Below are 20078 nucleotides of genomic sequence, written 5' to 3'. Positions count from 1 at the left end.
TGGTCAGCGCAGGGTCGCCGGGCGCACCACCATCACCGAACTCGCCCGGCGACCTTTCTCCTGGACAAGCGCGATGGCCCGTTGTGCGGGGTCGACGACCACGTAGACACCCTTGATGCCAATCGGATCCAGCCAGCGGCCCTGACTGATCGACTCCGCCTCGTCGTTGTCGATGTCGCGGCGCGGGAACGAGATCTTGACCGCCTCGTCGATGTCGAGGCTGACGTGCGGTCGCTCGGCGACCTGCTCGAGAGTCAACGCATGATCCAGCGTGAACGGTCCGACGGCCGTCCGTCGTAGTGCTGTCAGATGCCCGCCGACGCCGAGCGCAACGCCCAGATCCCTTGCCAGTGAACGGATGTAGGTACCCGCGGAGCAGTCGACCACGACATCGAGGTCGATGAACTCGCCCTCACGCCGGATCTCGACGACCTCGAATCGCGAGACGGTCACCGGCCGGGGCGCGAGATCGAAGTCGGCACCCGTGCGTACCAGGGCGTGGGCGCGCCGACCGTCGACCTTGATCGCACTGACCTTGGCCGGCACCTGCAGGATATCGCCGGTCAAGGTGGCGATCTGTGCCGTGATCTCGCCGTCGGTCACCGATGAGGCGTCTGCCGAGGAGATGACCTCACCTTCACGGTCGTCGGTGGTGGTGGCCGCACCCAGCCGGATGGTCGCGGCGTACGACTTGGTGGTCAGCGACAGCAGGCCGAGAAGCTTTGTCGCACGCTCGATTCCGATGACGAGAACGCCGGTGGCCATCGGGTCGAGGGTGCCCGCGTGTCCCACGCGTCGAGTGTTGAAGATCTTGCGGCAGCGCGAGACCACATCGTGGCTGGTGATGCCCGCCGCCTTGTCGACGATGAGCAAACCGGCGTTCTCGATCGATGCGTCCGCCATGTCACACCAGCGCGATCGAGGTCATGATGAGGCCATCGTCGATCAGCCACCGACCCGGAAGTTCCAGCAACGGCGTTCCCCCGTCCGCCGCGGCGGGGTCGATGAGAATGCGTGTTCGGAAGGTGCCCGACGTCGCGTCGGCCTGTTCGAACGTGATGTGCGCATCCTCGAAACCGAGCCAGCGTCCGGTCACCGGAAACCATGCCTTGTAGGTGGCCTCCTTGGCGCAGAACAACAATCGGTCCCAGTGGAGGTCCGAGGATCGCGTGGCGAGCACCGCACGTTCCTCGGGGAGACTGGTGTGATCGAGCACGCCGTCGGGCAGTCGATCATGGGGCTCGGCGTCGATCCCGAGCGATCGGACCTGCATCGAATAGGCAACCACCGCACCACGATATCCATCGCAGTGGGTCAGACTGCCGACCACGCCCGACGGCCACACCGGCGATCCCTTGTCTCCGCGCAGAATCGGCTCCGGACCGAAGCCCAACTGGCCCAACGCCTGTCGGGCGCAATGGCGCGCGGTGGTGAATTCACGACGACGCTTGTCGACCGCCTTGGCTACGAGACTGCGTTCGGCCGGCAACGGTTCGAGTCCGGGCGGATCCGAGAAGGCCTCGGCGGACGCGACTCCCGCGGGCACCAATCGTTCGATCACGAATTCTGACTCCCTGCTCGTCGTGCGCGCCGCTCCTCGATCCGCCGCCGGAACTCGGCGGCGCGCTCAGCATAGTCGGGTGGGAGTTCGAACCGGGCACCGTGCTCGGGAAGGTCTTCGGGCCGCAGTCCCTCGTCGGGGATGATCTTGCGCAGCAACGGTTGCGGCAGCCCCCGACGCTTCCATTCGCGTGGGTAGCCGACGGACACCTCTTCGAACCGGATGTCGTCGTACCAGGTGGTCCGCGGGATGTGCAGGTGCCCGTAGACGCAGCAGGCCGCATTGAAGCGGGTATGCCAGTCCGCGGTCAGTTCGCTGCCGCACCACAGCGCGAATTCTGGGTACATCAGGGCGTCGGTGGGTTCGCGGCGCAGCGGCCAGTGGTTGATCAGGACCGTCTTCTCGGCGGGGTCGAGCGCTTCGAGCCGCGTGCGCGTCGACTCGATCCGAGCACGGCCCCAGGCGTCGCGCGTTCCGAACGGCTCCGGGGACAGCAGGAACTCGTCGGTGGCCACCACATTGCGCTCGCGCGCCAACGCGAGCGCGGTGAGTTTGTTCGCGGTGCCCTCGGGCCGGAAGGTGTAGTCGTAAAGCAGGAACATCGGCACCACCCGCACCGGTGGCGTGCCGTCGCCCGGGTCGAACAGCGGGTAGATGTCCTCGGGTGTCACGACGCCGAGGTCGCGGCACGCCTGCACGAGGTAGTCGTAGCGGGCCACGCCGAACACCTGGAGCGGATCTTTGGCAGTCGTGTAGAGCTCGTGATTACCGGGCACCCACACGACGGTGTGGAAACGGGTGCGCAGACGGCGGAGGGTGTCGACGATGTCGTCGGTGCGCTCGGCCACATCGCCGGCGACGATCAGCCAGTCGTCGGGTGAGGACGGCCGGATCTGGTCGACGATGTGCTCGTTACCCCGATGCGCGACGTGCAGATCGCTGATCGCCCACAGAGTTGCCACAAGGATCCATCGTGCCAGACCGAGTGGTACCGACGCCGCTCCGCACGCATCGATCCGCATCCGAGGGGCCGACGTGAGAAACTTCACCGGTGTCCTACGGCGTGAGCGACCCGACCTGGCGTCCGCCGACGCCCAAGCCTGGTTTTTCTGATCGCGGCCCGTGGCTGGTGCGCGGGATCATCAGCACGATCCTGCTGGTCGCACTCTTCATGGGATACGCACTCGGACTGCAGGTGGTCAGCGAGATGGAACCGGCGCCCGACTGGGGTTTCTGGTTCGTCGAAGCCGGCTTCTGGGTCGCCTTCGTCCTCGTCCTGCTGATCTGGGGCCGCAAGGTCGCCCAGCGCATTCTGTCCGCCGTGGTCGCGATGATCTTCGGCGCGGCCTACCTCGTGCTGGTCAGTCCGACCTTCCACCGCTGGCTCTTCGTCGACCTCGATCTCAGTGCTGATGACCTGGCCCGCATCGAACCGTGGGTGGCGAGGTCGATCTATGCGGCGCTCTACTGCGGATGCATCTTCGGGTGGACCATTGCCCGTCGACGCAGCGGATTCGCGTTCCTCGGCATCTTGATCGTCGGTCCGCTCATCGCCGTTGCTGCGTGGCAGATACCGAAGATCGACTGGACGGCAGACGCTCCGGCTGTTTTCTACCAGCAGTCCGCGGTCGACTTGGCCGTCGTGGTCGGTGGCATTCTCATTTTCTGTGTGGTCGACGCGTTCCGTCTGTTCGGCCGATCGTCCGACGGCCCAGGCACGACGCAGCCACCGGCCAACCAGTGGCAGTCGCAACCCACCCAGGCATTCGACCCCCACTATCAACAGCCCGCCTACCAGCAGACCCGCTACGACGATCGCAGGCCACCAGGCGCCTGGTGATCAGGCGGTCTCGGCACCCACGCGATGCCACCGCCCGGACCTGATGCGCCAGACCACCGTGGCGAGACGCACCAGCATGAACACCACCAGCCCCGACCAGATGCCGGCCAGGCCCCAGTCGAACACCAGCGACAGCCAGATCAGCGGGAGGAATCCGAGCAGCGCGCCGGCCAGCGTCGCCGTTCGCAGGAACGCGGCGTCGCCGCTGCCGAGCAGCACGCCGTCGAGCGCGAACACGACGCCGGCAATCGGCAGCATCGCGACGAAAAACCACCACGGCACGCCGATCGCGTCGAGAATCGCGGCGTCGGAGGTGAAGACGCGGGGAATGATCGACGCCCCCGCCGCGAACACGCCGGCGGCAAGCCCGGCGGCGACCAGCGATACCACGGTCACGCGTCGTGCGACCGATCCGGCGGCCCGCACACTGCCGGCACCGAGCGCCGCGCCGACGAGCGCCTGGGCGGCGATCGCGAGCGAGTCCAGGAACAGCGACATGAATTCCCACAGTTGCAACACCAACTGGTGAGCGGCGACCTGTGCGACACCGAAGCGTGCGGCGACCGCAGCGGCCGACAGAAAGCAGATCTGGAACGAGAGACTGCGCACGACGAGGTCGCGGGCCATCACCAATTGCTTGACGATCACCGGCCACCGCGGCCGCAACGCCGACCACGCGGAATCCGTTGTGCCGCCGATGCTCTCGCGCATGATGCGGACCGTGAACAGTAGACCGGTCAGCGCTTGGCCGACGACGTTGGCCACCGCGCTGCCGGGCAGACCCAGTCGCGGAAAGGGTCCGACGCCGTGCACCAGGCCGACGACGAGTACCGCGGCCACCGACAGCCCGACCGCCACGTAGATCACCGGGCGACGGGTGTCCTGGACGCCGCGCATCCATCCGTTGCCCGCCATCGACAGCAAGATCAGTGGCACGCCGAAGACAGCGATCCGCACCCACCCGGCGGCGTCGTCGGCCACGACAGCGGCATCCGGCGACGATGAGCCGACCAGCGCTCGCAGCACCATCGGAGCCAGCGGATAGGCAACCGCGACGATGGCGACGCCGACCCCGAGTGCAATCCAACTCGCTTGCACACCTTCGACAATCGCGCCCGGACGGTCGCCCGCACCGAATCGTCGGGCCGATCGGGCAGTCGTTCCGTAGGACAGGAACGTGAGCTGGGTACTGATGATGGAGAGCACCAGGGTGGCCACGGCCAGCGCGGCGAGTTCGTCACCGCCGAGTCGTCCCACAACGGCCAGGTCGAGCAGCAGGTAGAGGGGTGGCGCGATCAGCACGGCCAGCGCCGAGACCGTCAATGTGGCGATCCGCCGCACGCCCGCGTCGCCGATGTCGGTCAGAGCGACGTCACCAATCGGGCGACCACTTCCGCGGCTGTCCCCTCGTCGCTGTATCCGGACGCCTGGCGATGACCACCACCGCCGTGTGCGCGCGCAATCGGCACGAGGTCGACGATGTCCTTGGAGCGCAACGACACCGTCCACTTCCCGGGCTCGATCTCCTTGAACACCGCGGCCACCTCCGCCTCGCCGGCGGTCCGCACGATATCGATCACGCTCTCGGACTCCGACCAGCTCATCCCGGCCAGCGCCTGCTGATCCACCACGGCGTACACGAGACCTTCGCCGTTGCAGGCGTCCGGTTCCAGCCGAGCCGACCCCAGCACCTCCGACATCATGGTGAACCACACGAACGGGTGCGTGTCGAACAGAGCCCGGCTCCACTTACGGGCGTCGACACCCATATCCAGCAGCCGTGCCGCGACCCGGAACGACTCCGGCCGAGCCCACTTGAACGACCCGGTGTCGGTCGTCAGACCTGCATACAGGCAGGTGGCGATGTCCTCGTCGAGTTCGACGTGCAGTTCGTCGAGGACCTGCAGCACCAGCAGCGCCGTGCAATCGGCGTGCGGGTCGATGAAGTCGAGGTCGCCGAAACCCGTATTCGACGCGTGATGGTCGATCGTGATCGACCGCTCCGCCGCACGGAACGACGCTTCCAGCGCCTCGAGCCGATCGGCCGTGGCCGCGTCCACGGACACGGTCACCGGATGCCCGTGCACGTCACCGGCGTCGACGAGCAGCTTGCTGCCGGGCAGGCGACCGAGGACTGCCGGCAGCTGCTCGCCGCCGGGATAGGAGACCTCGACCTCGACACCCAGACGGTCGAGCGCGAGCCCGAGCGCCAGGCCGCTACCGATCGTGTCGGCATCCGGGCGCACGTGACACAGGATCGTCACCGCCTTCGCTGCGGCGAGTTCGGCGGCGATCTCCGCGGGCGAAGAAGGACTCACTCGTGGGTACCCTCTTCGTCGGGGGTGCGGTACGGATCGGCATCGCCGGCCGGGCGGGCGTCGCGCGCCTGCCGGGCGACGAGTTCATCGTTGGCGCGCGCCCGTGCGACCAGTTCCTCCATCTGCCGCGCCGCGTCGGGCACGGTGTCGAGGACAAATCGCAGGGTCGGCGTGAAACGAACGCCGGTTCCGGCACCGACCTTGGACCGCAGGACACCGGTCGCCTTCGCGAGCCCCGCCGCCGCACCGTCGAAATCGGGTTCGACGTCCAGGGATTCGCCCATCACCGTGTAGTACAGGGTCGCGTCATGCAGGTCTCCCGATACACGCGCATCGGTGATCGTCACGTAAGCCAGTCTCGGGTCCTTGATCTCGTGCGCGATCGCAGACGCCACGATCGACGAGATCCGCTTGGCCAAGCGCTGTGCCCGTGCCGGGTCAGCCATCTCCAGTCCTCCCTCGCGGTGTGAAAAAAGGTACTCCCCTTCCCGATTTGGCACCGCGTTGCGGGCTGTTCGGGAAGGGGAGCAGGTCATGCGTCAGTCGCGTGCCTTCTCCTGCAGCTCATACGACTCGATGACGTCGCCGACCTTGATGTCCGAGTACGTCAGCGTGAGACCGCATTCGTAACCGTCGCGGACCTCGGTCACATCGTCCTTCTCCCGCTTGAGCGAGGCGATGGTGAGGTTCTCGGCGATGACGATGTTGTCACGCAGCAAGCGCGCCTTGGCGTTGCGCCGGACGATGCCCGACTGCACCAGACAGCCGGCGATGTTGCCGACCTTCGACGACTTGAAGATCGCGCGGATCTCGGCGCGGCCGAGCTCCACCTCTTCGTAGATCGGCTTGAGCATGCCCTTGAGCGCGCTCTCCACCTCGTCGATGGCCTGGTAGATCACCGAGTAGTATCGGATCTCGACGCCCTCACGGTTGGCCAGCTCGGTGGCCTTGCCCTCCGCGCGGACGTTGAAGCCGATGATGATGGCATCCGAGGCCGCCGCCAGGTTGACGTCGGTTTCGGTGACACCACCGACACCGCGACCGATGACGCGCAACTGCACCTCGTCGTCGATCTCGATACCGAGAAGCGCCTCTTCGAGGGCCTCGACGGTACCGGCGTTGTCGCCCTTGAGGATCAGGTTCAGCTGACTGGTTTCCTTCAGCGCCGAATCCAGGTCCTCGAGGCTGATCCGCTTGCGGCTGCGTGCGGCCAGCGCGTTGCGCTTGCGCGCATTGCGGCGGTCGGCGATCTGCCGAGCGGTGCGGTCCTCTTCGACGACGAGCAGGTTGTCACCCGCGCCGGGCACCGACGTGAAGCCGATGACCTGAACCGGGCGCGACGGCAGTGCCTCGGGCACGTCCTCGCCGTGCTCGTCGACCATGCGTCGGACGCGCCCGTAGGCGTCGCCCGCGACGATCGAGTCGCCGACCTTGAGCGTTCCGCGCTGCACGAGCACGGTCGCCACCGGACCGCGACCGCGGTCGAGGTGCGCCTCGATGGCGACGCCCTGGGCGTCCATGTCCGGGTTGGCACGCAGATCCAGCGATGCATCTGCGGTCAGCAACACGGCCTCGAGCAGAGCGTCGATGTTGGTGCCCTGCTTGGCAGAGATGTCGACGAACATCGCCTCGCCGCCGTACTCCTCGGGAATGAGGCCGTACTCGGTGAGCTGACCGCGGATCTTCGACGGGTCGGCGCCTTCCTTGTCGATCTTGTTGACCGCCACCACGATCGGCACGTCGGCCGCCTGCGCGTGGTTGATCGCCTCCACCGTCTGCGGCATGACGCCGTCGTCGGCGGCGACCACCAGGATCGCGATGTCGGTGCTCTTGGCACCGCGGGCACGCATGGCGGTGAACGCCTCGTGACCCGGGGTGTCGATGAACGTGATCAGGCGGTCGTCACCGTTGAGGTGGGTGTTGACCTGGTAGGCACCGATGTGCTGGGTGATACCACCGGCCTCGCCCTCGCGGACGCTGGCATTTCGGATGGTGTCGAGCAGTCGGGTCTTACCGTGGTCGACGTGGCCCATGACGGTGACCACCGGCGGGCGCTGTTCGAGATCCTCGTCGTCGCCCTCGTCCTCGCCGTAGGTGAGGTCGAAGCTCTCGAGGAGTTCGCGATCCTCGTCCTCGGGGCTGACCACCTGCACGGTGTAGTTCATCTCCGAGCCGAGCAGCTCCAGCGTCTCGTCATTCACCGACTCGGTGGCCGTGACCATCTCGCCGAGGTTGAACAACGCCTGGACCAGCGATGCCGGATTGGCGTCGATCTTGTCGGCGAAGTCCGACAGCGACGCACCGCGAGCGAGACGGATGGTCTCGCCGTTGCCGCGGGGCAGCCGAACGCCACCGACGGCCGGTGCCTGCATGTTCTCGTACTCGGCGCGTTTCGCCCGCTTCGACTTGCGACCCTTGCGCGGGGCCCCACCGGGGCGTCCGAAGGCACCAGCAGCGCCACCGCGACCGCGGCCACCGCCGCCGCCACCCGGACGTCCGCGGAAGCCACCACCGGGAGGACCACCGGGAGCACCGGTCGGCGCACCGCCACCGCCGCGGTAGCCGCCACCACCGCCGGCGCCGCCACGGCCACCGCCCGGACCGCCACGGCCGGGACGACCGGCGTCGGGGCGACCGGCGCGACTGGGCATCGCACCCGGATTCGGGCGCGGGGGCATGCTGCCGGGACTCGGACGGGGTCCGCCCTGGCCGGGAGCCGGACGGCCCCCGCCGGGACGCGGACCACCCTGACCGGGAGCGGGACGACCGCCGCCCGGACGCGGACCACCCTGACCGGGGCCGGGGCGCGGAGCCACCGGACGCGGCGCGGGGGCCGGAGCAGACGAGTACGGGTTGTTGCCGACGCGAGGCGCACGCGGTCCCGGCTTGGGACCGGGACGCGGACCCGGTGTCGCAGACCCCGGCTTGGTCGAACCCTGTTGGGCCGGTGCGGACTGCGCCGATCCCGACTGGGCGGCCGGTGCGGCAGGCTTCGCCGAGGCCGCCGGGGCACTCGGAGTGGGCGGCGGGGCCTGTGCTGCTGCGGGGGCCGGTGCCGACGCCGCAGGAGCGGGAGTGGCCTCGGCCACGGGGGCCGGCTTGGCAGCTCCTGGCTTGGGTCCCGGCGCGGGCGCCGGACGAGACGGCGCACCCGGCTTGGGAGCGCCGTTGGCACGGGGGCCGGGCTTGGCGCCCGACGATGCGGACGGCTTTGCGCCACCGTCCTTGGCGGATCCCCCGTCGCTACCGGGGAAGGATTCACGCAGTCGACGGGCCACGGGGGCCTCAACGGTCGACGACGCCGATTTGACGAATTCGCCCTGCTCCTTCAGCCGCTCGAGCACTTGCTTGCTCGTCACGCCGAGTTCCTTGGCCAATTCATGCACGCGGGCTTTGCCTGGCACTGCTCTCCTCACTTGGAGGCCGAGCGGCTTGCCCGCCACGGCCTCGATTTATGTCCGATACATGCTCATCGTGGGGACTTCACGGGGTGCTCATGTCTTCTGCTACCTGTTCCGGCTCCGGAGAGCCTTGTGTGTCGATGACCGCACCGAGCTGTTCGGTGAGGTCCGCCGGGTCCACAGCCAGGCCGCGTACCCGAAGTGCCGGTGCGAACGCCCTACGTCGCATCGCTGCGGACAAACAGTCCGCCCGCGGATGCAACCAAGCGCCCCGACCCGGCATGGTCTTCGCTCGATCGACGACGATCACCGGCGACCCGTCGCGTACAGCCACGACGACCCGAGCCAGTTCTGAAGCCTCTGCCCGCTGCCGGCATCCGATACACGTTCGGACGGGCCTGCGGCGAGCGGAACGATCACGTCGGCCTCCGTTGGACGGAACCGACGACTTTCGCTGAACCATCGATCAGTCTAGCGCGAACCTGTCGCTCCAGGACAACTGGCCGTCACCGACCCTGTCCCGGGTCGCCCTCGGCGTCGGCATCCGACCGGATGTCGATGCGCCAGCCGGTGAGGCGGGCGGCGAGTCGGGCGTTCTGTCCTTCCTTGCCGATGGCGAGCGACAGCTGATAGTCCGGCACCACCACCCGCGCCGCCTTGGCGGCCGCATCGACGACGTTGACCGAGACAACCTTCGCGGGCGACAGTGCATTCCCGACGAAGACGGCGGGATCGGTGTCGAAATCGATGATGTCGATCTTCTCGCCGGCGAGTTCGCTCATCACGTTGCGCACTCGCTGACCCATCGGGCCGATGCAGGCTCCCTTGGCGTTGAGTCCGGCGACCCCGGTGTGCACCGCGATCTTGGACCGGTGACCCGCCTCCCGCGCGACCGCGACGATCTCCACCGACCCGTCCTCGATCTCGGGAACCTCCAGCGAGAAGAGTTTGCGCACCAGGTTGGGGTGTGTCCTCGACAAGGTGATCTGGGGGCCACGCGGTCCGCGCGAGACCCCGACCACGTAGCACTTGATGCGCTCGCCGTGGACGTACGACTCGCCCGGGACCTGTTCGGCAGGCGGGATCACGCCCTCGGTGCTGTTGGCGTCGCTGCCGATCTGCACGATCACCATCCCGCGCGCATTCGCCCGGGCATCCTGTTGGACCACCCCGCCGACGATCTCACCCTCGTGGGTGACCAGGTCACCGAAATTCTTCTCGTTCTCCGCGTCACGAAGACGCTGGAGGATGACCTGCCGCGCCGTCGTGGCGGCGATCCGGCCGAAGCCTTCGGGGGTGTCGTCCCATTCGTGGACGACGTCGCCGTTCTCATCGAGCTCCTGCGCCATCACGCGCACCGCGCCGGTCTTGCGGTTCACGTCGATCCGCGCGTGCGGCGCAAATCCCTCGGTGTGGCGATAGGCCGTCAGCAACGCGGTCTCGATGGCCGTGATGACGGTGTCGATCGAGATCCCTTTGTCGGCCTCGATCATGCGGAGGGCGTTGATGTCGATGTTCATGCGGGCTGCGCTCCTATTCATTTGTTCTGTGTTCACTTGTCTGGACTGTTCACTTGTCTGCTGCGCGGACCCTGGCCTCGATCTCGGCGGTGTCGAGGCCACACATTTCCAGTTCGGCAACGCTCGGGCGGCTGAAATCGACCTGCACGACCGCCTTGGTTATGGAGTTGAGATCAACGGTCGCGACGTCGAGCCGACCCTTGCGGTTGACGACGATCGACACCTGGTCGTCGGTGATCGGTCCGACGCGGCCGGCGATCGTCGCCTTCCCGCCATCGGAACCGCTGTCGACGACGACCTTGCGCCCACGGGCGCGGCGCCAATGCCGCGGCAGGGTCAGCGGGCGATCCACTCCGGGGGAGGTGACCTCCAACGTGAAGGGGGTGTCGGCGAGGTCCGGTGCGGCATCGAGTACCTCGCCGATCTCGTTGCTCAGTTCGGCGAGCACATCGAGGTCGCTGCCGCCGTCGCGGTCGACCACAATCGAGAATTCCTCTTGCCCGTCCCGGGTGCGGACCACCGCGTCCTCGAGGTCGAAACCCCGATCCGTGACCAGCTTTTCGACGAGTTCGCGCAACCCCGCTGAACCGATCGGCATCGCACTCTCCTCGTCTTCACTTGTCGTGTCTGGCGGGTGGATCGACGCGGCCGCACCGCGATCGTGGCGGCGTTCGCGCGCACCTGCCTGTCACATCGTAATGGATTCACCCGGCGCCCCATGCCATCGCCCGACTGGCATCATGTGTCGGGTGAGCCCATCAGTGAGTCGACGGTCCGTGCTGCGTGGCGGACTCGCCGTGACCGCCGGAGTGACACTGGCCGGCGTGTCCGCGTGCGGCGACGAAGGCCCGTCCGCCGAGCAGCTGACCGCCGAGGCGCTCCTACCGTTGGCGCGAACCGCGCAAGACGATTCGGATACCGCCCGCACGCTCATCCCGGCGCACGCGGATTACGCCGCAGCACTGGCGGTGGTGGCCGATCAGCGCGCGGCGCACGGGCTGGCCTTGAGGGAGGAGATCACCCGCCTGCATCGCGACACCGCAAAGCAACTCGAGGCCGCCGCGTCCTCGTCGACCACATCGGTGGCACCCACGCCCGGCAGCCCCGCGGTCACCTCCGTCGACGGATTTCGGGGGCAACTGCGACTCTCGGCTCGCCAGGCCCATGACGCCGCGATCGTCCGCAGCGGCTACCCCGCCGGCCTGGCCGGTTCGGTCGCCGCGTCCGTGAACGCGATGGTCGAGGTGCAGTTGGCATGAGCAGCACCATCGATGCACTGGTGGCGGCGGCCAACGCGGAGAACGCGGCCATCTTCACCTACGGGGTGATCAGCGCCTACGTGTCGTCGGCCCGACGCGCGGAGATCAGCGACCAGCTCGCCGCCCACCGTGCGCAACGCGACGGGGTGAATGCCGCCATCAGCGCCGCCGGCGGCACCCCTCCGGAAGCGGCGTCCGGCTACACGCTGCCGGTCCAGGTCAGCAACCCGGTGACCGCGGCACGCGCGGCCCTCGCTGCCGAAACAGACTGTGCCACTGCCTATCGTGTGGTTCTCGAACAATCCGAATCGGATGTCGCGCGCCGGATCGGCGTCGACGGACTCACCGCATCGGCGCTCGACATCAGCTACTGGCGACGCGCGTTGGCGATCACGCCGGTCACGGTGACCTTCCCCGGCAGTCCCACGTAGTTCACAGGGTGGTGGACTCCGTCGGTCAGCCGCGGACGGCAGCCACCACGGCGTCGACGGCGCCGTCGACTGCGACCTCGGTGGTCTCTCCGGTGAAACGATCGCGAATTTCGATGGTGCCGTTGGCGTATCCGCGGCCCACCACCACCACGGTCGGCATGCCGAGTAGTTCGGCGTCCTTGAACTTCACTCCCGGGGACGCCTTGCGGTCGTCGAGCAGGACCGACACCCCGACTGCGTCGAGATCCTCGGCGAGTTCGTTCGCACCGGCGATGGCTGCCTCGTCCTTGTTGGCGATCACGAGATGCACGCCGAACGGCGCCACCTCGCGGGGCCAGCGAAGCCCCTTGTCGTCGTGGCACTGCTCGGCGATGACCGCGACGAGACGGGAGACGCCGACGCCGTAGGAACCCATCGTCAGGCGGACGGGCTTGCCGCTCTCGCCAAGCACGTCGACCTCGAAGGCGTCGGTGTACTTCTGACCCAACTGGAAGATGTGCCCGATCTCGATGCCCTTGGCCGACACCAGCGGCCCCTTGCCGTCTGGTGACGGATCGCCGTCGCGCACCTCGGCGGCCTCGATGGTGCCGTCGGCGACGAAGTCGCGGCCCGCGACCAGGTTCACCACATGCTTGCCGGGCTCGTCGGCGCCGGTGATCCACCTGGTGCCGTCCACCACCCGCGGGTCTACCAGGTAGCGAACACCGTTGGCCTGCAGTCCCTTCGGACCGATGTAACCCTTCACCAGGAACGGGTTGGCGGCGAAGTCTGCGTCGGTGAGCAATTCGACCTCGGCCGGTTCGAGCGACGCTTCCAGACGCTTGAAATCGACCTCCCGGTCTCCGGGGACCCCCACGCCGAGCAGTTCCCAGTCGCCGCCCGGCTCCCGCGTCTTCACCAGCACGTTCTTGAGGGTGTCGGCGCCCGTGAAGGTACCTTCGAGTGCTTCGTTGGCCCACGCGACAAGGGTGTCGATGGTCGGGGTGTCACCGGTGTCGTGCGCCACCGCTGCAGGTGCGTCGTCGAACGGGATCGCTTCGGGTGCGGGCGTGATGACCGCCTCCACGTTGGCCGCGTAGCCCGATTCGATGCAACGGACGTAGGTGTCCTCGCCGACCTCGCTCTCGGCCAGGAACTCTTCCGAGGCGCTACCGCCCATCGCGCCGGACGTCGCGGCGACGATGACGTACTTGACTGCCAGCCGCGCGAAGATCCGCTGGTAGGCGTCGCGGTGCGCGATGTAGGCGGCCTTGAGACCGTCGTCGTCGAGGTCGAAGGAGTACGAATCCTTCATCACGAACTCGCGCCCGCGCAGAATGCCGGCGCGCGGCCGTTCCTCGTCGCGGTATTTGGTCTGGATCTGATAGAGGATCACCGGCAGATCCTTGTACGAGGAGTACTCGCCCCGGACCAGCTGCGCGAACAGCTCCTCGTGGGTGGGCCCGAGCAGCATGTCGGCGCCCTTGCGATCCTTCAGCCGGAACAACGCGTCGCCGTACTCGGTCCAGCGGCCGGTGGTCTCGTAGGGGTCGCGCGGCAAGAGCGCGGGAAGCAGGATCTCCTGCGCGCCGATGTTGTCCATCTCCTCGCGGACCACGTTCTCCACGGCCTTGAGGACGCGCACGCCGAGCGGCAGCCAGCTGTATACGCCGGGCGCGGCGCGACGGACGTATCCGGCGCGGACGAGGAGCTTGTGGCTGGGCACCTCGGCGTCGGCCGGATCGTCGCGCAGGGTTCGCAGGAACAGGGTCGACATGCGTGTGATCACGGCCCCGAGTTTAGTTAGGGTGTGGCGGTGCTCGTCATCCTGCCTCCCTCCGAGACCAAATCCGACGGCGGCGCCGGCGCGCCGCTCGACCTCGACACCCTCGCCTTCCCCGAGCTCAATCCGATTCGCAAGCGGATCGGCGAGGCACTCGTCGCTCTCTCGTCGGACCTTGACGCGAGCCGACGAGCACTCGGGCTCGGGGCGACACAGCTCGCCGAGGCCGATCGCAACGCCGACCTCTGGCTCTCCCCTACCCGGCCGGCCATCGAGCGGTACACGGGCGTTCTCTACGACGCACTCGATCACCGGTCGCTGACGCGCGCGGGCAAGACGAAGGCGGCCGATCGGCTTGCGATCGGTTCGGCTCTGTTCGGTGTGGTGCGCAGCTCGGACATGATCCCGGCGTACCGCCTGTCCGGTGGGTCGAAGCTTCCGGGCATGAGAACGCTGGCCGCCGAATGGAAGCCAGACCTGTCCGACGCACTCGACGCCGTCGACGACTTCGTCGTCGACCTGCGGTCTGGGGTGTATCAGCAACTTGGCCCGGTGCGCGGCGCGGTGACCGCGACCGTGGTCACCGAAGCCGCAGACGGATCACGAAAAGTGGTGAGCCACTTCAACAAGCACTACAAGGGACTCGTCGCACGTGAGCTGGTGCGCACGCGGCGAAACCTCCGCGACGTGAACGCACTCGCCGCGGTGCTGGCAGACGCCGGTCAGCGAGTCGAGATCGCCAACGCACTCGAGATCGTCGTGATCACCGACTGAGTGTTCGGATCAGCGCCGCGGCCGGCACCCCCGACAACCGGAGCCGAATCGGAGAACGCGAGTGCTGCAGCACTCGCGTTCTCCAACAGGACACAGAGTGTCAGGCGCGACTCCTCGACAGGCTGTATTTCCCCCAGTTCAGAGCGGTGGTCACCGAGCTCGTCGGATCAATCGAATTCGAAGCGAGTGGCGCCACCTGGCTCGACGGTCTGCAGCACGGTCGCTCCGGTGATCGTCACCTTGTACACCCGCCACGGTGGCGGTCCCGCCGACGGCGCGCTGAAGTCGGCAGTCAATGCGATACCGCTGTCATCGACCCGACATGGCCAGTCGACCGCCCACAATGCCGCCATCTCGGCGACCACTTCGGGGTCATCGACGATCGCGGCCGTACCCTGCAGGACGACGTCGAACTCCTGTGTGGCCAACGACAAGCTGCAGCGCGGATCCCGAGCCACATTGCGCCCCTTGCGTGTCGATGCGCCCGTCTCGAACCACAGCGCGCCGTGGTGCCAGAGCGCACCGACACCGGTGACGTGCGGGCTGCCGTCGGCGTTGATGGTGGCGAGCCACCATGTATGCCGGTCGGGACCGCTGGTTCCCGGTACCTGGTCGACTCCACGGTCGAGTGTTTGCGCGACGGGCTCCCAGCTGAGGGTGTCGAGCTCATACAGTTCGGCGAGATTTGTGGCTTTCATACGGGTTCTGACTCGTTCGGTCGACGACAGTCATCGGTCCCACGCGCCGCTATCCTCGACGCAATGCTGGTGTGGATCAACGGAGCCTTCGGCGCAGGTAAAACCCAGACCGCCTTCGAACTGCATCGGAGGCTGCCCGGCTCGCATGTGGCCGACCCCGAGCTGATCGGTTACGGCATCCACAGGATGCTGCCGCCCGCCGCGCGAAACGACTTCCAGGATCGACCTCAGTGGCGAACGGCCGTGGTCGCAACCCTCGCCGACGCCGTCGACGCTTCAGACGGCCCGGTGATCGCGCCTATGACCCTTGTCGTACCCGCGTATTTCGATGAGATCATGGACGGACTGCACTCCCGTGGAATCGACGCCCGACACTTCGCGCTGTGCCCGCGACCGGAGACCCTGCGGCGTCGGCTCCGGCAGCGCAGCGGGTATGCGTTGGGACGGGTCGTCGGCCGCTCCGAGACCTGGGCGATGGCACAGATCGATCGGTGCGTCACGGCGCTGTCCTCGGAACGCTTCGCACACCACATCTCCAACGACGACCTCAATGTCGATCAGGTCGTGGAGTTGATCGCCGAGAAGCTCGGCGTCGAACTCTCGGGTGAGCGGCTATCGGCCGCGCGGTATCAAGTCCGCCGTCTCACCGTCGGAGCTCGCCACATCCGGTTCTGAATCGGGTTCGGGCTCGATCGGGTCCGCACTCCCACCGATGCGCCGCGGACTGACGACCGCGAGGAGGACGGCACCGACGAGCACGACGATTCCCATCACGAGGCAGGCCGACGCAACGGCGCTGTCGAAGGCCGCGGTGGCCTGCACCCGAATAGATTCGGCCAGAACAGGATTCATCGCTCCGATCTTGTCGGCGACGACGAGTGCCTCGGCGAGTGTGCGCGACACCGGCGCCGCGATGTCGTCACCGCCGGGCACGGAGGCGAGTTGGTCGAGCAACGGCGCGAGATGGTGTGCATATCCGGACGCCACCACACTTCCGGCCACCGCGATGCCGATGGCGGCGCCGAGCTCACGGCCGGTGTCGTTGACCGCCGACCCGACGCCCTGCGACTCGGCGGGTGTGTTGGACATGATCGCGGTGGTCGGTGGTGCGGTCGCAAACCCTTGGCCGAAGGCAACCACCATGGTCATCGGCAGCACCCCGAGGTAGGTCGAATAGTCGATGACACCCATCAACACCATGCCGAGTCCCGTCAGCGCGTTACCCAAGACGAGCACGTACCGAAGATTGACGCGCACGGCGAGCCACGCGCTGACCGGTGACATCACCATCAGCACTGCGACGATCGGCAGCATCGCCGTCGCCGCCATCAACGCCGACATGCCGATGCTCAGCTGAAGTTGCTGCAACAGAACGAAGAAGATGCCCAGCGATGCGAAGAACTGCAGGACCACACACAGGAAACCCGCCGAGAACGCGCGATTCACGAACAGGCGCATGTCGAGCAACGGGTTCGACGATCTCAACTCCGCGATCACGAACACCACGCCGAGCAGTACGCCGCCCACGAGGCACCCGATTACCAGGACCGAATCCCATCCGTGCCCGGGCGCCTCGAGAAGTCCGACGACGAACAGCGCAACACCGGCCGGTGCGAGCAGCGATCCCACGACGTCGAACCTGCCGGGATGCTCGTCGCGCGAGGTGCCGATGGTCATGGCCAGGAAGGTGAGTAGCGCAGCGAAACCACCGAGCACGAGCAGGATCGACTGCCAGTCGAAGAACTCCAGTAGGAGCCCGGACAGGAAGAATCCCGCCAGTCCCGACGCGCCGGCCACCGCGGCCCATATGGCCACCGCCATGTGCCGACGATCCGCGGGCATGTGCGAGGTCAACAGCGACAGCGTCGCCGGCATGATCAGGGCTGCAGCGACTCCACACAGCGCTCGCGACGCGATGAGTTCCCACGGTCCGTCCAGGACCACGGCCACCAGTGAGCCCACGGCAAACAAGGCAAGTCCCACGATCATGACGCCGCGTCTGCCGCGTCGGTCGCCGATCGCACCCGCCGGGAGCAACAGCGCGGCGAGTGCCACCGTGTAGGCATCCACCAGCCAGGTGAGTTGCGACGACGTGGTCTGTATGTCGGCCGCGATGTAGGGCAATGCGAGATTCAGCGCGGTCATCGCTGCCATCACCAACCCGAGCGCCGAGCAGACCACGATCACCAACCAGGTCGCCGACGCTCGCGGAGCCCAACCCACCTCCGGGAACGGCGCCTTCTTGACCACGCTTGTCGTCACACTCGTCATCGATGCCCCTCCCAAACGAGACGATGCGTCTCGTCTCGCTCCCACGGTAGGTCATCATCTCGCACCGAGTGAGGGATTCGCCTCGATACGATGACCGGGTGAGCGTTGGCCATGTCTCGGAGCACGATCCGGTACCGGTGCGTCGACGCAGCGAACGGTCGCGCCTGGCGATCCTCGAGGCCACCCGGGCACAGCTCATGGAGCGCGGCTTCGACGGCCTGACCATCGAGGGCGTCGCAGCGGCTGCCGGTGTCGGGAAGCAGACCATCTATCGCTGGTGGCGCAACCGCACCGCACTGGTCGCCGATGTGCTCGCCGACGAAGCGGCAGCCATCTCCCCCGAGATCCCGTTCAGCGGCGGGCTCATCGAGGACCTGACGGCGTGGACAGGCCGCGTCGCCGACATCCTTGCCACCGAGCAGGGTCGCGCGATCGTTCGCACGTTGTCGGCAGCAGGTCTCGAGGATGCCGCAACCGAGGAGCGGTTCAAGGCCAGTCTGAGCGAACCCATGCGCGAGAAGATTCGGGCGCGATTTGCCGCCGCCGACTCGCCCGTCGGGGCCGCAGCCGCCGAATCGGCGATGGATGCGATCGTCGGCGGCATGCTGTTCGCCGTGTTGCTCGACGGCGCGGATTTCCGACGCGAACGTGCCGAGTTGCTCGCGCAGATCGTCGTCACCGGAGCTGTGTCTCTCGCGGACTGAACAGCGGCGGGGAAATCAGTCCTCTGGATCGACCGACATGCCGGCGTCAGCGGCTTCCTGAGCGGCCTGCCCCTCGGCGACTTCCTCCGGCGTGAACCGCATGAACAGCACGACGATTGCGGCAAGTACTGCGATCCCCGCGCAGCACGCGAACGCGAGCCCGTACCCGTCGGCCTGGGCGGCGAGTTGCACCGGATTCATGGCCTCCACCGGACCGGTGGTACCGCCCTGCGACAGCGCACGCGACGTCACCATCGCACCGACCGCGACCAGACCGATCGCGCCGCCGAGGTTCTGCGCGACCTGGGCGAGCGCGGTCAGCGGGCCGATCTCGTTCGGTCCCACGCCCGCCACGACCGACAGCGTCAACGGGATCACGGCGAGGCCCACACCGAAACCGATCGTCACGACCGGCAGTCCGATGCTCGGGAAGTAGTCGGGCATGTCGGTGGCGATCGACGATGCGTACAAGCAGCCGAACAGGATCACCGCGCCACCGGCAAGCACGAGCCACCGCGGCTGGATCATCAACGACAGCTTCGACGCGAACGCCGCCGCAATCCCGAGCCCCAAGGCGAACGGCACCACGGCCAGACCGCTCTGGATCGGCGAGTACTTCAGGATTCCCTGCAGATAGAGGGAGATGAACACCGCCATACACATCATGATCATGCTGGCCAACAGGATCGCGACCAGGGCGGCCACGCGGCTCGTGTTGTCGAACAGCACGAACGGCAGGATCGGGTTGGCCGCCCGACGCTCCACGACGATGAACGCGGCCAGGGCCAGCGCACCCAGAACGAACGAACCGACGACGATTGGTCGGGTCCAGCCGTTGGGCCCCTCATTGACCGCGAGTACCAGCAGGGTGCAGCCCAGCGTTCCGAGCACCGCACCCGGCACGTCGAGCGCCAGCCGCTCTCCCTGCGATTCGCGGAGCACGAAGACTGCGCCGATCGCTACGAGAAGTCCGATCGGGACGTTGATCAGGAACACCAATCGCCACGACAGTTCGGTGAGCACGCCGCCGAGAATCAATCCGGCCACCGACCCGAGACCGGTCATCGCCGCATAGATGGCGAAGGCCTGGCTCCGGGCCTTGCCGGGTGCGAAGGTGGTGGCGACCAAGGCCATCGCCGTGGGTGCCGCGATCGCCGCAGACGCACCCTGCAGTGCACGCCCGATCACCAGGCTCGGCTCATTCCACGCCAACCCGCACAGCAGGGAGGTCAGGGTGAACAGTGTGACGCCGACGATGAACATCCGTTTGCGGCCGAATGCGTCACCCAACCGTCCACCGAGCAGCATCAGGCCGCCGAAGGCGAGGACATAGCTGGTGATAATCCAGTTGGCGCTCGATTCCGAGAGCGACAGCGAGTCCCGGATCCGCGGCAGCGCCAACGCGGCCACCGTGCCGTCGAGCACCATCAGGAGCTGCATACCCGACAGGACGAGGATCGCGGGGCCGAAGACACGACGGTATTCCGGTTGCGCCGTGGGCGTCTGATGCCACGTTCCGGAAGTCGCCATAACGGACGA

General features: G+C 67.3%; 20 protein-coding genes. 6 read left to right on the top strand and 14 right to left on the bottom strand.

Annotation, left to right across the window (positions count from 1 at the left end):
* Nucleotides 1-3 precede the first annotated feature (3 nt).
* From truB to ACWDTF_RS03565, 3 genes are read right to left on the bottom strand one after another with little or no spacing between them, the layout of a single operon-like run.
* A complete protein-coding gene (truB, locus tag ACWDTF_RS03575; protein WP_355275988.1) occupies nucleotides 4-903 on the bottom strand; it encodes a tRNA pseudouridine(55) synthase TruB in 900 nt (299 codons plus the stop codon).
* A 1-nt stretch (nucleotide 904) separates the two neighbouring features.
* The gene (locus ACWDTF_RS03570) at nucleotides 905-1561 is read right to left on the bottom strand and encodes a 4'-phosphopantetheinyl transferase family protein (protein WP_240856923.1); all 657 of its coding nucleotides are present in this window, start codon (nucleotides 1559-1561) and stop codon (nucleotides 905-907) included.
* Nucleotides 1558-2523, bottom strand: coding sequence for a metallophosphoesterase family protein (locus ACWDTF_RS03565; protein ID WP_355275986.1), 966 nt, complete (start codon nucleotides 2521-2523; stop codon nucleotides 1558-1560). The genes ACWDTF_RS03570 and ACWDTF_RS03565 overlap by 4 nt, the downstream gene beginning before the upstream one ends.
* Nucleotides 2524-2612: 89 nt before the next feature.
* Here ACWDTF_RS03565 and ACWDTF_RS03560 point away from each other — a divergent pair, with 89 nt between their 5' ends.
* A complete protein-coding gene (locus ACWDTF_RS03560; RefSeq protein WP_449753966.1) occupies nucleotides 2613-3401 on the top strand; it encodes a hypothetical protein in 789 nt (262 codons plus the stop codon).
* Here the strand turns inward: ACWDTF_RS03560 and ACWDTF_RS03555 are convergent, their stop codons facing one another.
* The 7 genes from ACWDTF_RS03555 to rimP all read right to left on the bottom strand — a co-directional run bounded on the left by ACWDTF_RS03555 (nucleotide 3402) and on the right by rimP (nucleotide 11238).
* Nucleotides 3402-4781 carry an MATE family efflux transporter gene (locus ACWDTF_RS03555; RefSeq protein ID WP_449754013.1) on the bottom strand — a complete coding sequence of 460 codons (1380 nt, stop codon included), beginning with the start codon at nucleotides 4779-4781 and terminating at the stop codon, nucleotides 3402-3404.
* A complete protein-coding gene (locus ACWDTF_RS03550) occupies nucleotides 4763-5719 on the bottom strand; it encodes a DHH family phosphoesterase (protein WP_355275984.1) in 957 nt (318 codons plus the stop codon). Before ACWDTF_RS03550 ends, ACWDTF_RS03555 begins: the two co-directional genes overlap by 19 nt.
* Nucleotides 5716-6165 (bottom strand): 30S ribosome-binding factor RbfA, encoded by a 450-nt coding sequence (rbfA, locus tag ACWDTF_RS03545; RefSeq protein ID WP_240856920.1) that lies wholly within the window; start codon nucleotides 6163-6165, stop codon nucleotides 5716-5718. Before rbfA ends, ACWDTF_RS03550 begins: the two co-directional genes overlap by 4 nt.
* A 93-nt stretch (nucleotides 6166-6258) precedes the next feature.
* Nucleotides 6259-9123: a translation initiation factor IF-2 gene (gene infB / locus ACWDTF_RS03540; RefSeq protein ID WP_449753965.1), complete on the bottom strand. Its 2865-nt coding sequence runs from the start codon at nucleotides 9121-9123 to the stop codon at nucleotides 6259-6261.
* 79 nt (nucleotides 9124-9202) lie between these two features.
* Entirely contained in the window at nucleotides 9203-9583 is a 381-nt protein-coding gene (locus ACWDTF_RS03535; RefSeq protein ID WP_240856918.1) for a YlxR family protein, read from the bottom strand.
* 43 nt (nucleotides 9584-9626) lie between these two features.
* A complete protein-coding gene (gene nusA / locus ACWDTF_RS03530; protein WP_240856917.1) occupies nucleotides 9627-10640 on the bottom strand; it encodes a transcription termination factor NusA in 1014 nt (337 codons plus the stop codon).
* 49 nt (nucleotides 10641-10689) lie between these two features.
* Entirely contained in the window at nucleotides 10690-11238 is a 549-nt protein-coding gene (gene rimP, locus ACWDTF_RS03525; RefSeq protein ID WP_240856916.1) for a ribosome maturation factor RimP, read from the bottom strand.
* A gap of 142 nt (nucleotides 11239-11380) precedes the next feature.
* On the opposite strand from rimP, the gene ACWDTF_RS03520 reads away from it, so the two are divergent.
* Nucleotides 11381-11899, top strand: a complete 519-nt coding sequence (locus ACWDTF_RS03520; protein WP_240856915.1) for a twin-arginine translocation signal domain-containing protein — start codon at nucleotides 11381-11383, stop codon at nucleotides 11897-11899.
* Nucleotides 11896-12330, top strand: a complete 435-nt coding sequence (locus ACWDTF_RS03515; protein ID WP_355279061.1) for a ferritin-like domain-containing protein — start codon at nucleotides 11896-11898, stop codon at nucleotides 12328-12330. Before ACWDTF_RS03520 ends, ACWDTF_RS03515 begins: the two co-directional genes overlap by 4 nt.
* A gap of 25 nt (nucleotides 12331-12355) precedes the next feature.
* On the opposite strand, the gene ACWDTF_RS03510 is transcribed toward ACWDTF_RS03515, so the two are convergent.
* A complete protein-coding gene (locus tag ACWDTF_RS03510) occupies nucleotides 12356-14086 on the bottom strand; it encodes a proline--tRNA ligase (protein ID WP_240857030.1) in 1731 nt (576 codons plus the stop codon).
* A gap of 39 nt (nucleotides 14087-14125) precedes the next feature.
* Here ACWDTF_RS03510 and yaaA point away from each other — a divergent pair, with 39 nt between their 5' ends.
* A complete protein-coding gene (gene yaaA, locus ACWDTF_RS03505; RefSeq protein ID WP_355279060.1) occupies nucleotides 14126-14866 on the top strand; it encodes a peroxide stress protein YaaA in 741 nt (246 codons plus the stop codon).
* A gap of 167 nt (nucleotides 14867-15033) precedes the next feature.
* Here yaaA and ACWDTF_RS03500 read toward each other — a convergent pair whose 3' ends face one another.
* Entirely contained in the window at nucleotides 15034-15564 is a 531-nt protein-coding gene (locus ACWDTF_RS03500; protein WP_449753964.1) for a pyridoxamine 5'-phosphate oxidase family protein, read from the bottom strand.
* Between the two features lie 63 nt (nucleotides 15565-15627).
* On the opposite strand from ACWDTF_RS03500, the gene ACWDTF_RS03495 reads away from it, so the two are divergent.
* Complete coding sequence (locus ACWDTF_RS03495) at nucleotides 15628-16239, top strand: AAA family ATPase (RefSeq protein ID WP_449753963.1); 612 nt, start codon at nucleotides 15628-15630, stop codon at nucleotides 16237-16239.
* Here the strand turns inward: ACWDTF_RS03495 and ACWDTF_RS03490 are convergent.
* Entirely contained in the window at nucleotides 16177-17835 is a 1659-nt protein-coding gene (locus ACWDTF_RS03490; RefSeq protein ID WP_449753962.1) for an MFS transporter, read from the bottom strand. The genes ACWDTF_RS03495 and ACWDTF_RS03490 overlap by 63 nt on opposite strands.
* A 98-nt stretch (nucleotides 17836-17933) precedes the next feature.
* Between ACWDTF_RS03490 and ACWDTF_RS03485 the strand changes: the two genes are divergently transcribed.
* Entirely contained in the window at nucleotides 17934-18539 is a 606-nt protein-coding gene (locus tag ACWDTF_RS03485; RefSeq protein ID WP_240856910.1) for a TetR/AcrR family transcriptional regulator, read from the top strand.
* 15 nt (nucleotides 18540-18554) lie between these two features.
* On the opposite strand, the gene ACWDTF_RS03480 is transcribed toward ACWDTF_RS03485, so the two are convergent.
* A complete protein-coding gene (locus ACWDTF_RS03480) occupies nucleotides 18555-20069 on the bottom strand; it encodes a DHA2 family efflux MFS transporter permease subunit (protein WP_240856909.1) in 1515 nt (504 codons plus the stop codon).
* Nucleotides 20070-20078 lie beyond the last annotated feature (9 nt).

The organism is Gordonia sp. NPDC003422, from assembly GCF_053588675.1.
Note: the sequence above shows the minus strand (reverse complement) of the source record. Positions and strands in the feature narration are given on the sequence as shown.

Bases quoted from the DNA above. Each gene is read 5' to 3' on its own strand.
- truB (WP_355275988.1), bottom strand. From the start codon at position 903: ATGGCGGACGCATCGATCGAGAACGCCGGTTTGCTCATCGTCGACAAG.
- ACWDTF_RS03520 (WP_240856915.1), top strand. From the start codon at position 11,381: ATGTGTCGGGTGAGCCCATCAGTGAGTCGACGGTCCGTGCTGCGTGGC.
- ACWDTF_RS03500 (WP_449753964.1), bottom strand. From the start codon at position 15,564: ATGAAAGCCACAAATCTCGCCGAACTGTATGAGCTCGACACCCTCAGC.
- ACWDTF_RS03490 (WP_449753962.1), bottom strand. From the start codon at position 17,835: ATGACGAGTGTGACGACAAGCGTGGTCAAGAAGGCGCCGTTCCCGGAG.
- ACWDTF_RS03535 (WP_240856918.1), bottom strand. From the start codon at position 9,583: ATGGTTCAGCGAAAGTCGTCGGTTCCGTCCAACGGAGGCCGACGTGAT.
- ACWDTF_RS03515 (WP_355279061.1), top strand. From the start codon at position 11,896: ATGAGCAGCACCATCGATGCACTGGTGGCGGCGGCCAACGCGGAGAAC.
- nusA (WP_240856917.1), bottom strand. From the start codon at position 10,640: ATGAACATCGACATCAACGCCCTCCGCATGATCGAGGCCGACAAAGGG.
- ACWDTF_RS03495 (WP_449753963.1), top strand. From the start codon at position 15,628: ATGCTGGTGTGGATCAACGGAGCCTTCGGCGCAGGTAAAACCCAGACC.
- ACWDTF_RS03480 (WP_240856909.1), bottom strand. From the start codon at position 20,069: ATGGCGACTTCCGGAACGTGGCATCAGACGCCCACGGCGCAACCGGAA.
- rbfA (WP_240856920.1), bottom strand. From the start codon at position 6,165: ATGGCTGACCCGGCACGGGCACAGCGCTTGGCCAAGCGGATCTCGTCG.
- ACWDTF_RS03510 (WP_240857030.1), bottom strand. From the start codon at position 14,086: ATGTCGACCCTGTTCCTGCGAACCCTGCGCGACGATCCGGCCGACGCC.
- rimP (WP_240856916.1), bottom strand. From the start codon at position 11,238: ATGCCGATCGGTTCAGCGGGGTTGCGCGAACTCGTCGAAAAGCTGGTC.